Source organism: Pseudomonas sp. Marseille-Q8238 (assembly GCF_965111915.1).
On the sequence record NZ_CBCOPI010000001.1, the window covers coordinates 2,379,541 to 2,392,997 of the forward strand.

Sequence of the window (13,457 nt, forward strand, 5' to 3'; positions counted from 1 at the left end):
TTTACGCGGTGCTCCGCTAGGATTACCCCTTTCCGCCCTCCAGCTGCGACGGTTTTCAATGAGTTATCAGGTTCTTGCACGTAAATGGCGTCCGCGCTCGTTCCGCGAAATGGTCGGCCAGACCCATGTGCTCAAGGCCCTGATCAATGCGCTGGACAGCCAGCGGCTGCACCATGCGTACCTGTTCACCGGTACCCGCGGGGTCGGCAAGACCACCATTGCCCGCATCATCGCCAAGTGCCTGAACTGCGAGACCGGTATCAGCTCGACCCCTTGCGGTACCTGCTCGGTATGCCGGGAGATCGATGAGGGGCGCTTCGTCGATCTGATCGAAGTCGACGCCGCCAGCCGCACCAAGGTCGAGGACACCCGCGAACTACTCGAGAACGTGCAATACGCACCCAGTCGTGGTCGCTACAAGGTCTACCTGATCGACGAAGTGCACATGCTCTCCACGCACTCGTTCAATGCGCTGCTGAAAACCCTCGAAGAGCCGCCACCCCACGTCAAATTCCTGCTCGCCACCACCGATCCGCAGAAGCTGCCGGTGACCATCCTCTCGCGTTGCCTGCAGTTCTCCCTGAAGAACATGCCGCCGGAGCGTGTGGTCGAGCACCTGACTCACGTGCTCACCGCCGAGAGCATTCCGTTCGAAGAAGACGCTCTGTGGCTGCTCGGTCGCGCGGCCGATGGTTCAATGCGCGACGCCATGAGCCTCACCGACCAGGCTATCGCTTTCGGTGAAGGCAAGGTGCTGGCGACCGATGTGCGCTCGATGCTCGGCACGCTCGATCACGGCCAGGTATACGGGGTTCTGCATGCGTTGCTGGAGGGTGATGCCCGTGGCGTGCTCGAAGCCGTGCGTCACCTGGCAGAACAAGGCCCGGACTGGAGCGGTGTGCTGTCGGAAGTGCTCAATGTGCTGCACCGTGTCGCGGTGGCTCAGGCGCTGCCAGAAGCGGTCGATAATGGCCAGGGTGACCGGGATCGTGTGCTGGCACTGGCGCAGGCGCTGCCTGCCGAGGATGTGCAGTTCTACTACCAGATGGGGTTGATCGGACGTCGCGACCTGCCCCTGGCACCAGACCCGCGCGGCGGCTTCGAGATGGTCCTGTTGCGGATGCTGGCCTTCCGTCCGGCCGATGCCGACGGAGCGCCCAGGTCACCGTTAAAGGACCTGGGGATCAGCAAGGCCACGGCTGATTCCTTACCAACCCCAGTGGCCGGCGCAGTCCCTGCTGCTGCGCCGGCTGTTGTTATTGCTCCACCACCTGCTGAGCCGACGGTTGCGCCTGCACCGGTGCCAGTCGTGACGCCGGAACCAGCGCCGGCCCGCGTGGCTCCGGTCGACGTGGTTGCCTCTGCAGTCGCACCTGTCGTGCAGGTCGAAGTCTCTGTCCCTTCTGTTGCCGAAGCCGCTGCACCGGTTGTCGATGTGCCTTGGGCTACGTCAGCCGCATCCGAAGCGGCCACTGTGGAGGCAATCGCTGCCGAATCGGTAAGTGAAACGCCTGTAGTTGTCGAGCAGGCAGCAGAACCGGCGGTGCCGGCCACTGTCCAGCCTGAGCCGGTTGCAGCTACTTTGGCACCACAACCCGTCGCAGCTGTGCCTGTGGTGGCACAGGTCGCCGAATCCGAGGAGGGGGATGACGACGAGCCGCCACCGGGTGACTACGACTACGCCGAGGCGGATGCCGATAGCCTCGACTATAACTTTGACGTATCAGCGGCTGAGTCTGTACCCGGGCCCGACCCGTTGCCGGCCGCGATGCCTGCCACTGGGCTGGCTGCGGAATGGCTGGAACTGTTTCCGCGCCTCGGTGTGTCCGGCATGACCGGTAGCATCGGCGCCAACTGCACCTTGATCGAAGCCAATGGCGACGACTGGTTGTTGCACCTGGACCCAGGCCACAGTGCGTTGTTCAACAGCACGCAACAGCGTCGTCTCAACGACGCACTGAACCAGCACCTGGCGCGTACCATCAACCTGCGTATCGAGCTGATCCTGCCGCAGCAGGAAACACCGGCCCAGGCCGCTGCGCGTAAGCGCGCGGAGCGGCAGCGTGAGGCGGAGCAGTCGATCCATGACGATCCGCTGGTACAAAAAATGATTCAACAGTTCGCCGCGGTGATCCGCGCCGACTCCATCGAACCCGTGAACAGCTAAGGAGTTCACCATGATGAAAGGTGGCATGGCAGGCCTGATGAAGCAGGCCCAGCAGATGCAGGAAAAAATGCAGAAGATGCAGGAAGAGCTGGCCAATGCCGAGGTCACCGGGCAGTCCGGCGCCGGCCTGGTCAGTGTGGTGATGACCGGGCGTCACGACGTCAAGCGCATCACCCTGGACGACAGCCTGATGCAGGAAGACAAGGAAGTGCTGGAAGACCTGATCGCAGCCGCGGTCAATGATGCCGTGCGCAAGGTCGAGCAGAACAGCCAGGACAAGATGTCGGGCATGACCGCAGGCATGCAGCTCCCCCCCGGCTTCAAAATGCCCTTCTAAAGCGGGGCGTCCAGTCAACGCACATGACTGCGTTGCGGGGAAGCGCGGGCATCCTCATTTACACCAGTAAACTCCGGTGCCCACGCTTCCCCACGCCTTGCCCTGCACGTCGCCTGATCGCCCCTTGCCCCGAGCGGGGGTGATTAAAAGCTTTCCTTACTTCACGGTAACCCTCCATGAGCTTCAGCCCGCTGATCCGCCAACTGGTCGACGCCCTGCGCATCCTGCCCGGAGTGGGCCAGAAGACCGCTCAGCGCATGGCGTTGCAGATGCTCGAGCGCGACCGCAGCGGCGGTTTGCGACTGGCGCAGGCGCTGACGGCGGCTATGGAGGGGGTCGGTCATTGCTCACGGTGCCGTACGCTCAGCGAAGATGAACTCTGCCCTCAGTGTGCAGATCCGCGCCGTGATGATTCGCTGCTGTGTGTCGTAGAAGGCCCGCTGGATGTCTTCGCCGTTGAGCAGACGGGGTATCGCGGGCGCTATTTCGTGCTCAAGGGACACCTGTCTCCTCTCGATGGTCTTGGCCCAGATGCCATTGGCATTCCCGAGTTGATTGCACGTGTCGAGGCGGCTGATTTCAGCGAGGTGATCCTCGCTACCAACCCGACGGTGGAGGGCGAGGCGACGGCTCATTACATCGCTCAATTACTGGCACCTCGTTCGATTGTTCTATCGCGCATTGCCCACGGGGTACCACTGGGTGGCGAGTTGGAGCTGGTGGATGGCGGCACGCTGGCCCATGCCCTGGCCGGCCGGCGACCTATTGCCGGCTGAGGCTTCCGATAGCTCGGTAATCAGGTAGACAACGCTAGCCAGCCTAAATGGCCTCGGTTATGGCCGATCCCTCTCCTTGAAAACCAAGCAAGCGCTCGGTTAAGGTCGTGGTAATTCAGTCGGAGTTACCCATGACCGCTTTCCAGGAATATTTCGATTCGTCTCATCAACTGGTCCGCGATTCGGTTCGGCGTTTTGTCGAGCGCGAGATCCTGCCTCACATCGACGAGTGGGAGGAGGCCGAGTCCTTCCCTCGCGAGCTGTACCAGAAGGCCGGCGCCGCCGGGATTCTGGGCATAGGCTATCCCGAGCAGTTCGGTGGCAGCCATGAGGGCGATCTGTTTGCCAAGATTGCGGCCAGCGAAGAGTTGCTGCGCAGCGGGTCTGGCGGCCTGGTAGCCGGGCTCGGCTCGCTGGATATCGGTTTGCCACCTGTACTCAAGTGGGCACGCCCGGAGCTGCGTGATCGCATCGTGCCGCAGGTGCTGGCCGGCGAGAAAATCATGGCGCTGGCGGTAACCGAGCCCGGAGGCGGCTCCGATGTGGCCAGTCTTAAGACTCGCGCGGTACGGGATGGTGATGTCTACCGGGTGACAGGCAGCAAGACCTTCATTACCAGCGGTGTGCGTGCCGATTACTACACGGTTGCCGTACGCACGGGTGGCGAAGGGTTTGGTGGCGTGAGCCTGTTGCTGATCGAGAAGGGCACACCTGGTTTTACCGTGGGCCGCCAGCTGAAAAAAATGGGTTGGTGGGCATCGGATACGGCCGAGTTGTTCTTCGACGATTGCCAGGTGCCGGTGGGGAACCTGATTGGTGTGGAGAACATGGGCTTCGCCGGCATCATGGCCAACTTTCAGAGCGAACGCCTGTCCCTGGCGCTGATGGCCAACATGACGGCACAGCTGGCGCTTGAGGAGTCATTGAAGTGGGCGGCGGAGCGCGAGGCGTTCGGCAAGCCTATCGGTAAGTTCCAGGTACTCAAGCATCGGCTGGCCGAGATGGCGACCCAGCTCGAGGTCTCGCGTGAGTTCACCTATCGGCAGGCGGCGAAGATGAATGCCGGCAAGAGTGTGGTGAAGGAAATCTCCATGGCCAAGAACTTCGCCACCGATATCGCTGACCGCATCACCTACGACGCGGTGCAGATCATGGGCGGCATGGGCTACATGCGCGAAAGCCTGGTGGAGCGCCTTTATCGTGACAACCGGATTCTGTCCATTGGTGGCGGAACCCGGGAGGTGATGAACGAAATCATCAGCAAGCAGATGGGCCTGTAGGGCCTCCCTTACTCGTTGAGTGCAAAGGCGGTGAGGCAGAAGGTCGGGATGCCCATATCCTGTAGCTTCTGTGAGCCGCCCAGCTCTGGCAGGTCGATGATCGCGGCGGCCTCATAGACCGTGGCGCGCATGCGACGCACCAGGCGTGCAGCGGCCAGCAGCGTGCCGCCAGTAGCGATGAGATCATCGAAAATCAGCACCGAATCGCCCTCGCACAAGGTGTCGGCATGTACTTCGAGCAAGGCCTCGCCGTATTCGGTCTGGTAGGGCTCGGCGAGCACCTCGGCGGGTAGGCGGCCTTGCTTGCGGAACAGGATCAGCGGCTTGTTGAGCTCATAGGCGATGATCGAGCCGATCAGGAAGCCGCGGGCATCCATGGCGGCAATGTGGCTGAAGTCGCTTTCCACGTAACGCTGGATGAAGCTATCGGCCACCATGCGCAGCGCGCGGGGGGATTGGAACAGCGGCGTGATATCGCGGAATATCACGCCGGGCTTGGGGAAGTCCGCGACCGGACGAATCAGGGATTTGATGGCAAATTCATCGAAGATCATCGTCAGGCCCCTTGAGTGCAAGAGCCTGGATTATCAGCTATCCAGGTTACCGCCCGCCAGCGCACAGAGATCGATGGGGTTAAGGATTTGCACTTCCTTACCTTCGGCGCTGAGTAGGCCGTTCTGCTGGAAGCGGGTAAACACGCGCGAGACGGTTTCCACCGCCAGGCCCAGGTAATTGCCGACTTCATTGCGCGACATGGCCAGGCGGAACTGCTGCGCCGAGAAGCCGCGAGCCCGGAAACGGGCAGAGAGGTTGACCAGGAAGGTAGCAATGCGCTCGTCAGCGGTCTTTTTCGATAACAGCAGCATCATCTGCTGGTCATCACGAATCTCCCGGCTCATCACTCGCATCAACTGGCGACGCAGCTGTGGAAGTTGCACGGACAGTTCATCGAGGCGTTCGAAGGGGATCTCGCAGACCGAGGTCGTTTCCAGTGCCTGTGCCGAAACCGGGTACAGCTCGGTGTCCATGCCGGACAGGCCGACCAGTTCGCTGGGCAGGTGGAAGCCGGTAATCTGCTCTTCGCCGTTGTCGGTGAGGCTGAAGGTTTTCAGGGCCCCGGCACGCACGGCGAAAACCGAGTTGAAGACATCGCCCTGACGGAACAGGAACTCGCCTTTTTTCAGCGGACGTCCCCGTTTGACGATCTGGTCCAGGGCATCCATGTCTTCCAGATTCAGCGAAAGCGGCAGGCACAGCGCAGCCAGACTGCAATCCTTGCAATGTGCCTGGTGAGGCGTGTGGAGCTTGATGGTTTCGGACATCACGCAAATTCCTGCGATAAACACACAATAACCGCAAGGGTACCGCATGGCCGGACCTTCTAGCCAGCGCTGTACGGTCGCAGCCTCGTCTGGGCTAAAGATTTGCGCTGAATATCCGATAAGTTTGCATATATACGGTTGAGGTGCAGTACATGCGGGTTGAGTCTGCAGGCATGATGGATCGTCTGTCGCAGAGTGTGCATCGTCAGGTGGCGCGCAGTGGTGATGTCATGACAACTGATGAGCGGGTCAATACAGGCGTCCATGTCATGCTCTCTGACGTGGGGCGTAATCGTTCCCAGCAAGCGTCCAGAAATGACGATATCGACAAGAGTGACTTGCCCGATACCATCAAGGACATTCTCAAAATGATCCGTGCATTACGTCAGCAGATTGCCGAGCAGATGGCCAAGCTGCAGGCCATTATGGCGGACGCTTCATTAAGTCCTGATAGTCGTGCGGCACAGACTCAGGCCCTGCAATTGCAGGTATCCACACTGAATGGTGCTCTATCCAGTGCCAGCTCCAGCTTGCTCAAGGCGATGCAGGACGCTGGATTGGATGACGAGCAGATGCAGGCTGTCGCCACGCTTTCCATGGGCTAAATGTCCCGAGTCAGATGACTCGGGAAAAACGCTGGTTGTTCTGTTGCTCTAGGTAGCGGTCGAACAGCATGCACAGCGGACGCACCAGTAGCCGGCCGGCAGGGCGGACATTGATTCCGCGTTCACTCAGATCAATCAGCCCATCACGGGCGAGTTGCTGCAGCTGCGGCCAGAGACTGGAGAAGTAGCTGCGGAAGTCGATCGCGAATTCAGTTTCGATCTTCGAAAAATCCAGCTCGAAAGCACAGATCAGTTGTTGGATCACCGCGCGGCGTATGCGGTCATCGGTGCTGCAACTGAGCCCGCGCAGTGTGGCGAGTTGGCCGTTGTCGAGGCTTTGCTGGTAGTTATTGATGTCACTGCTGTTCTGGCAGTACAGGTCACCGATCTGGCTGATGGCCGATACGCCAAGACCGATCAGGTCACAGTGACCATGGGTGGTATAGCCCTGGAAATTGCGTTGCAGGGTGCCATCTTCCTGGGCGGTGGCCAGTTCATCATCGGGCAGGGCGAAGTGATCCATGCCGATATAGCGGTAGCCGGCGGCGGTGAGCTGCTCGATGCTGCCCTGGAGCATGGCCAGCTTTTCGACCGGGCTCGGCAGGTCATCGGTGTTGATTCGTCGCTGCGGCATGAAGCGTTCCGGCAGATGGGCATAGTTGAACACCGAGAGCCGGTCCGGTTGCAAGGCAATGACTTCGGCCACGGTGCGGGCAAAACTTTGCGGATTCTGCTTCGGTAGGCCGTAGATCAGGTCGATATTCACCGAACGGAACTGCAGGGTGCGTGCCGCCTCGACGATGGCGCGGGTTTCGTCCAGGCTTTGCAGGCGATTGACCGCGCGCTGCACCACCGGGTCCAGATCCTGGACACCGAGACTGACGCGGTTGAAGCCCAGCTCGCGCAACAGCCCCATGGTTGACCAGTCGGCTTCGCGCGGATCTATCTCGATGCCGTAGTCGCCAGAGTCATCGTCAAGCAGGGTGAAGTGCTCGCGCAGATGGCCCATCAGGCGACGCAACTCATCATGACTGAGAAAAGTAGGGGTGCCACCGCCGAAATGCAGTTGCTCGACGACCTGCTGACGATCCAGGTGGCAGGCGATGCTGGTGATTTCCTTTTCCAGCCGTTCCAGATAGGGCAGCGCTCGACCACGGTCCTTGGTAACCACCTTGTTGCAGGCGCAGTAGTAGCAAATATTGGCGCAGAACGGCACATGGACGTAGAGCGACAGGGGGCGGACTGCCTTGCGGCTGTCGCGCAGGGCGTGCATCAGGTCGAAGGAACCAATGCTGTTATCGAACTGCACGGCAGTCGGATACGAGGTGTAGCGTGGGCCGGGCAGATCGTAGCGACGGATCAGATCGGCATCCCAGCGGATGGCGTCGAGCATGTGGTTGTCCCTGAGAAGGCAAACAATGCTGGCGAGTCTAGGGCGGAGCTGCGCAGGTGATCTTGACCTGGGTCAGGGAGCGTGCCGCTCTGTTTTAGCACTTTGGACGTATGGCAGGCCTACCTCAGTGCCCCATCATCCAGTGCTGGTGCGGACCGGGCAGCGTCCACAGGCCAAACAGAATGACCAGCAGGCCGCCGGCCACACGCACACCGCGTTTGCGCAGCAGGGCGGTCAGGCGTTCGGCGGCCATGCCGGTGGCCAGCAGGACCGGCCAGGTGCCCATGCCGAACGCCAGCATCAGCAGTCCGCTGTCGAGTGCCGAGCCTTGGCTGGCGGTCCACAGCAGCGTGCTGTAGACCAGGCCGCAGGGCAGCCAGCCCCAGATGGCGCCGAGCAACAGTGCGCGGGGTATGCTGCTGACCGGCATCAGGCGACTGGCATAGGGTTGCAGGTAGCGCCACAGGTAGCGGCCCAGGCCTTCGATGCGAGTCAGGCCGCTCCACCAGCCGGCCAGGTACAGGCCCATGGCGATCAACAACAAGGCGGCGATCACACGCAGCAGCATGGCGGCCGGGCTGCTGGCGACGGCCCAGCCGGCCAGTCCGATCAGTAAGCCCGCTATGCCATAGCTGCAGACGCGGCCGATGTTGTAGGCCACCAACAAGCGGAAGCGCCGGGCACGCTGTTCCGCCGGTATGGCCAGGGTCAATGCGCCCATCAGTCCGCCGCACATGCCCAGGCAATGGCCGCCACCCAGCAGGCCGAGGATCAGTGCCGAGACCAGCAGAGGCGCCAGTTCAAGCACGTGGCTCGTCCTGCTCGCTCTGTTTGTCCGCCTCGGCAATACCAGCTTTGTGCTGAGGATCTTCGTCGTCGAACAGGATGCTGTGCGCCGGGCCGTCGAGGTCGTCGTATTGGCCATTATTCACCGACCAGACGAACAGCCAGATGGCGAAGGCAACCAGCCCTACGGCAACGGGGATCAGAATGTAGAGGGCAGCCATGGGGTCTCCAGAATAGGGGTAGTAGCGACGGACGTAGGGTGGATGTCGCCTTTTACATTCAGCATGGCGGCGTGCAGATGGATCAATGGAGCGTAATCCACCCTACGGACGTGCCAGGCGCAGGGCGTTGAGTACCACCAGCAGTGAGCTGACCGACATGCCGAACGCGGCCCAGAGTGGCGTAACCCAGCCCAGCGCCGCGAATGGCAGCACGAGTCCATTGTACAGGCTGGCCCAGGCGAGGTTCTCGACGATGATGCGCCGTGTACGTCGAGCCATGGCGAAGGCCTGGACCAGACTGCTGAGCTTGTTGGACAACAAGATGGCGTCGGCGCTGGTTTTGGCCAGATCAGTGGCACTGCCCATGGCGACACTGATATCGGCGCCGGCGAGCACCGGCACATCGTTAACGCCGTCACCGAGCATCAGTACGCGGTGGCCCTCCTGGTGCAATTGCTGCAGAACGGCCAGCTTGGCATCAGGCGTCAGACCGCCCCGGGCATCGTCAATGCCCAGTTGACGTGCCACTTCGGCGACCATCGGCGAGGTATCACCAGAGAGCAGCACGATCTGCCAGCCCTGGGCGCGACAGGCGCTGATCAGTTCACCAGCATCTTCACGTAGACGGTCATCGAGGACGAACCAGGCCAGAGGGCCTTGTTCATCGCCGAGCAACAGCCACTGGCCTTGCGAACCAGGAATGATCGGGGTGGGCTGGCCCGACAGGGCGGCGACATAGGCCGGCTGACCGATCCGCAGCGTGCGGCCATCAATCAGGCCCTGCAGGCCTTGGCCGGGTGTGCTGGTGATCTGTTGGGCCCCTTGTTCACAGTGGCCGAATGCCCGGGCGATGGGGTGTTCCGAGCCATGTTCGAGTGCTGCGGCCAACGCCAGGCAGCTGTCGGCATCGATCGCCCGCAGCGGTTGAATGTTGGTAAGGGTCAGGCGGCCTTCGGTGAGCGTGCCGGTCTTGTCGACGATCACGGTATCGATCTGCCGCAACCCTTCGAGTACATGGCCGCGGGTCAGTAGCAGGCCGAGTTTGTGCAGGCTGCCGGTCGCCGTGGTCAGGGCTGTCGGCGTGGCCAGCGAGAGTGCGCAAGGGCAGGTGGCAACCAGCAGTGAAAGAACGATCCAGAAGGCGCGGTCGGCGTCGATCTGCCACCAGACGAGGCCAACGAGCGTCGCCACACCAAGCACGATCACCAGGAACCACTGCGCTACCCGGTCTGCCAGCTCGGCGATGCGCGGTTTATCAGTCTGCGCCCGCTCCAGCAGGCGGACGATGGCAGACAGTCGGGTGTTGGCACCCAGGGCTTGCACTTCGACGGTCAATGGCCCTTCGACATTGAGGGTGCCGGCAGTGACTTGATCACCGGCGCCACGTGGCAGGGGCAGGTATTCGCCGGTGAGCAGCGACTCGTCGATACTGGAGTGCCCGGCGAGCACGCGGCCATCCGCTGGCAGCAGGGCGCCTGGCGGTACCAGGACGCGATCACCAACCTGCAGGTCGCGCAGCAGAATGCGTTCACTGTGCTCGTTGTTGTCCAGGCGCAGGCAGGAGGCCGGCAGCAGGTTGACCAACTGAGCAGTCGCCGCTGCAGTGCGCTCGCGGGCACGCCGTTCCAGGTAGCGACCAGCAAGCAGGAACAGGGCGAACATGCCGACTGCATCGAAGTACAGCTCGCCATTGCCGCTGATGGTTGACCAGATGCCCGCGATATACGCGCCACCGATGGCCAGGGAGACGGACACATCCATGGTCAGGTGGCGGGTGCGCAAATCGCGCAGGGCGCCACGGAAGAACTGGCCACAGCAGTAGAAGACGATGGGGGTGGTAAGAAACAGGCTGACCCAGCGCAGGATGGTATCCAGTTCAGCTGACAGGTCGATGTTGAACTCGGGCCAGGTGGCCATGGTGGCCATCATCACCTGCATCCACAGAAGCCCGGCTACGCCAATCTGGCGCAGCGACTTGCGGTTTTCCTCTGCCAGCCGCGTACTGGCTTCATCGGCCTGCCAGGGATGGCCGGCATAACCGATGCGGCGCAACTCCTTGAGCAACTGGCTCAGGGGGAGCTGACTGTCGGCCCAGCGCACCTGCAGGCGCTGGTTGGACAGGTTGAGCGTGGCCTGGGCCACACCCGGAAGTGCGCGCAGGTGTTTCTCGATCAGCCAGCCGCAGGCCGCACAGCTGATGCCCTCGATCAGCAGGCAGGTTTCGCTGAGCTCACCTTCATGCAGCACGAAGCCTTGCTGCACCTCCCCCCGGTCGTAAAGCTCCAGCTCGTCGGGCAGGGCCTTGGGTAGTGTCTGGGGATTGATCGCGCTGTCGCTGCGGTGGCGGTAGTAGCTCTCCAGTCCCCCAGCGACGATCGCTTCGGCCACGGCCTGGCAGCCCGGGCAGCACAAGGCCCGTGTCTCGCCGAGTACACGGGCCTCGAAGCGACTGCCGGCGGGAACCGGCAAGCCGCAGTGGTAGCAGGGTAGGGGATTGCTCATAAGTCGGCTGGATCAGTCACCGAGCAGTACGGTCTTGCCGCTGCCGACCTCTTCTTCCTCGAACAGGCGCCAATCATTGCCACCTTCTTGGCCGATCAGCTCGACGAAGCGGCGACCTTCAACGGCATCGACCATCTGGCCGAAGTAGCTGCCATCGTCGCGCAGTTGCAGGACGACGCGGCGGTCGCGCTCGGGCTGGGTGGGGGACACCAGGTTGAGCACCAGTTGCTGTGGCCGGCTGAGGCCGGTCAGCTGCAAGGTGGCGGTGCCGGCATCATTGTCGAGCAGCAACTCGCCTTTGATCTGCAGGCGGATGGCCAGGTTTTCACGTTCCAGCGAGGTGTTGATGCCTTTGCCAACATCGTAATAGTTGTCAGAAATCAGACCAGGGGGATTGCGTGTGGCGATGATCAGCAACGAGGTGCCAAGGACGATCGACGAGCCAAGGAGGCTTAGGATGAACCAGACCCAGAATTCTTTGTACCAGGGCTTGGCTTGGATTTCCGACTGCATGTGATTTCCTGTGGTTAGCGGACGCTGGGGCCGATGAAGCGGCTATGAGTGTCACTCTGGACGCTTGGATCTTCGATTGCCTGGATCTTGAACGTGACGGTGTTGGTGCTCGACGGCAGTTTCTCCGGGGAAATCGACAGTTCGATCGGTACCGACAACACTTCGCCGGCGGCGACTTTGACTTCGTTACGTCCCTGCAGGACAAGACCTTCAATACCGTCAGCTCGAATGGTGAACGTCAGGTCATTCTGCGCCTTGTTCATCAGCTTGAGGGTGTAGACGTTTTCGATGAAGCCTTGCTGGTTCTCGCGGAACAGGACGCGGTCCTTGAGCACATCGAGCTCGACCAGCGAGCGGTGCGCGACGGTCCAGCCGAACAGCAGGATCATGCCAACCAGGGCAATGGCATAACCAATCAGACGGGGACGCAGCAGTTGCGTCTTCTGCCCGGACAGGTTGTGCTCGGTGGTGTAGCTGATCAGCCCTTTCGGGTAATTCATCTTTTCCATGATGCTGTCGCAAGCATCGATACAGGCGGCGCAGCCAATGCATTCGATCTGCAGGCCATCGCGAATGTCGATACCAGTCGGGCACACCTGGACGCACATGGTGCAGTCGATGCAGTCACCCAGCCCCTCTGCCTTGTAATCGGCATTTTTCTTGCGCGGACCACGGTGTTCGCCGCGGCGCGGGTCGTAGGAGACGATCAGGGTGTCCTTGTCGAACATCACGCTCTGGAAGCGTGCGTAAGGGCACATGTAAATGCACACCTGCTCGCGTAGCCAGCCGGCGTTGCCATAGGTCGCCAGGGTGAAGAAACCGACCCAGAAATAGGCCCAGCCATCGGCCTCGCCACTGAGCAGGCTCGGAATCAGGTCGCGGATCGGCGAGAAATAACCAACGAAGGTCAAGCCGGTTACTAGGCCGATCAACAGCCACATGCCGTGCTTGGCGCTCTTGCGCAGCAGCTTTTCGGCACTGAATGGGGCCTTGTCCAATTTCATGCGCTGGTTGCGGTCACCCTCGGTGACTTTTTCGCACCACATGAAGATCCAGGTCCAGACGCTCTGCGGACAGGTGTAACCGCACCAGACGCGGCCAGCAAAGACCGTGATGAAGAACAGGCCGAATGCGCAAATGATCAATAGCCAGGACAGCAGGGCAAAATCCTGGGGCCAGAATGTGGCGCCAAAGATGTAGAACTTGCGCTCGGGAAGATCCCACCAGACCGCTTGCCGGTCATTCCAGCTAAGCCAGGCGGTCCCGAAATAAAGCAGGAAGAGGAACGCTCCGCCACTGAGGCGCAGGTTACGGAAAAGCCCGGTGAAGGCGCGGGTGTAGATCTTTTCGCGGCTAGCGTACAGGTCGACGCTGCTGTCTTTGGCAGGGGGAGGAGTAATGTTGTGGACAGGTATCTGTTCGCTCATCAGTGCGTACCACGGCCTTGGATAATTGCTCCGTCAGTACATGCCGACTGGAGTCATTGGTTCACGGATGCCCTATGGTACGCCTGATCAAGCGCCGCCCGGGTGCGACCTTGGGTCGCGCACGGGCG

13 protein-coding genes are annotated in these 13,457 nt (G+C 61.3%); 5 read left to right on the plus strand and 8 right to left on the minus strand.

Annotated elements, in window-relative coordinates; genetic code table 11:
* The first annotated feature begins 58 nt into the window (after positions 1–58).
* The 4 genes from dnaX to ACWPW0_RS11055 all read left to right on the plus strand — a co-directional run bounded on the left by dnaX (position 59) and on the right by ACWPW0_RS11055 (position 4,560).
* A complete protein-coding gene (gene dnaX, locus ACWPW0_RS11040) occupies positions 59–2,167 on the plus strand; it encodes a DNA polymerase III subunit gamma/tau (RefSeq protein WP_454255343.1) in 2,109 nt (702 codons plus the stop codon).
* A gap of 10 nt (positions 2,168–2,177) precedes the next feature.
* Positions 2,178–2,504 (plus strand): YbaB/EbfC family nucleoid-associated protein, encoded by a 327-nt coding sequence (locus ACWPW0_RS11045; RefSeq protein WP_074940389.1) that lies wholly within the window; start codon positions 2,178–2,180, stop codon positions 2,502–2,504.
* A gap of 176 nt (positions 2,505–2,680) precedes the next feature.
* Complete coding sequence (recR, locus tag ACWPW0_RS11050) at positions 2,681–3,280, plus strand: recombination mediator RecR (protein ID WP_454255344.1); 600 nt, start codon at positions 2,681–2,683, stop codon at positions 3,278–3,280.
* Positions 3,281–3,411: 131 nt separating this feature from the next.
* The gene (locus ACWPW0_RS11055; protein ID WP_447591821.1) at positions 3,412–4,560 is read left to right on the plus strand and encodes an acyl-CoA dehydrogenase family protein; all 1,149 of its coding nucleotides are present in this window, start codon (positions 3,412–3,414) and stop codon (positions 4,558–4,560) included.
* An 8-nt stretch (positions 4,561–4,568) separates the two neighbouring features.
* Here the strand turns inward: ACWPW0_RS11055 and ACWPW0_RS11060 are convergent, their stop codons facing one another.
* Together ACWPW0_RS11060 and fnr are read right to left on the minus strand one after the other, a co-directional pair.
* A complete protein-coding gene (locus ACWPW0_RS11060) occupies positions 4,569–5,114 on the minus strand; it encodes an adenine phosphoribosyltransferase (protein ID WP_447591820.1) in 546 nt (181 codons plus the stop codon).
* Positions 5,115–5,147: 33 nt separating this feature from the next.
* Positions 5,148–5,882: a fumarate/nitrate reduction transcriptional regulator Fnr gene (gene fnr, locus ACWPW0_RS11065; protein WP_447591818.1), complete on the minus strand. Its 735-nt coding sequence runs from the start codon at positions 5,880–5,882 to the stop codon at positions 5,148–5,150.
* A gap of 173 nt (positions 5,883–6,055) precedes the next feature.
* Between fnr and ACWPW0_RS11070 the strand changes: the two genes are divergently transcribed.
* Entirely contained in the window at positions 6,056–6,487 is a 432-nt protein-coding gene (locus ACWPW0_RS11070; protein ID WP_447591817.1) for a hypothetical protein, read from the plus strand.
* Between the two features lie 10 nt (positions 6,488–6,497).
* Here ACWPW0_RS11070 and hemN read toward each other — a convergent pair whose 3' ends face one another.
* The 6 genes from hemN to ccoG form a co-directional block, all read right to left on the minus strand.
* On the minus strand, positions 6,498–7,880 hold the full coding sequence (gene hemN / locus ACWPW0_RS11075) for an oxygen-independent coproporphyrinogen III oxidase (protein ID WP_454255345.1): 1,383 nt from the start codon (positions 7,878–7,880) through the stop codon (positions 6,498–6,500).
* A 124-nt stretch (positions 7,881–8,004) separates the two neighbouring features.
* A complete protein-coding gene (locus ACWPW0_RS11080; protein ID WP_447591813.1) occupies positions 8,005–8,688 on the minus strand; it encodes a sulfite exporter TauE/SafE family protein in 684 nt (227 codons plus the stop codon).
* Complete coding sequence (gene ccoS, locus ACWPW0_RS11085; RefSeq protein WP_447591811.1) at positions 8,681–8,887, minus strand: cbb3-type cytochrome oxidase assembly protein CcoS; 207 nt, start codon at positions 8,885–8,887, stop codon at positions 8,681–8,683. Before ccoS ends, ACWPW0_RS11080 begins: the two co-directional genes overlap by 8 nt.
* A gap of 102 nt (positions 8,888–8,989) precedes the next feature.
* On the minus strand, positions 8,990–11,389 hold the full coding sequence (locus ACWPW0_RS11090; RefSeq protein WP_454255346.1) for a heavy metal translocating P-type ATPase: 2,400 nt from the start codon (positions 11,387–11,389) through the stop codon (positions 8,990–8,992).
* A 12-nt stretch (positions 11,390–11,401) separates the two neighbouring features.
* Positions 11,402–11,902, minus strand: a complete 501-nt coding sequence (locus ACWPW0_RS11095) for a FixH family protein (protein WP_454255347.1) — start codon at positions 11,900–11,902, stop codon at positions 11,402–11,404.
* Positions 11,903–11,916: 14 nt separating this feature from the next.
* Complete coding sequence (gene ccoG / locus ACWPW0_RS11100) at positions 11,917–13,329, minus strand: cytochrome c oxidase accessory protein CcoG (RefSeq protein ID WP_447591806.1); 1,413 nt, start codon at positions 13,327–13,329, stop codon at positions 11,917–11,919.
* Positions 13,330–13,457 lie beyond the last annotated feature (128 nt).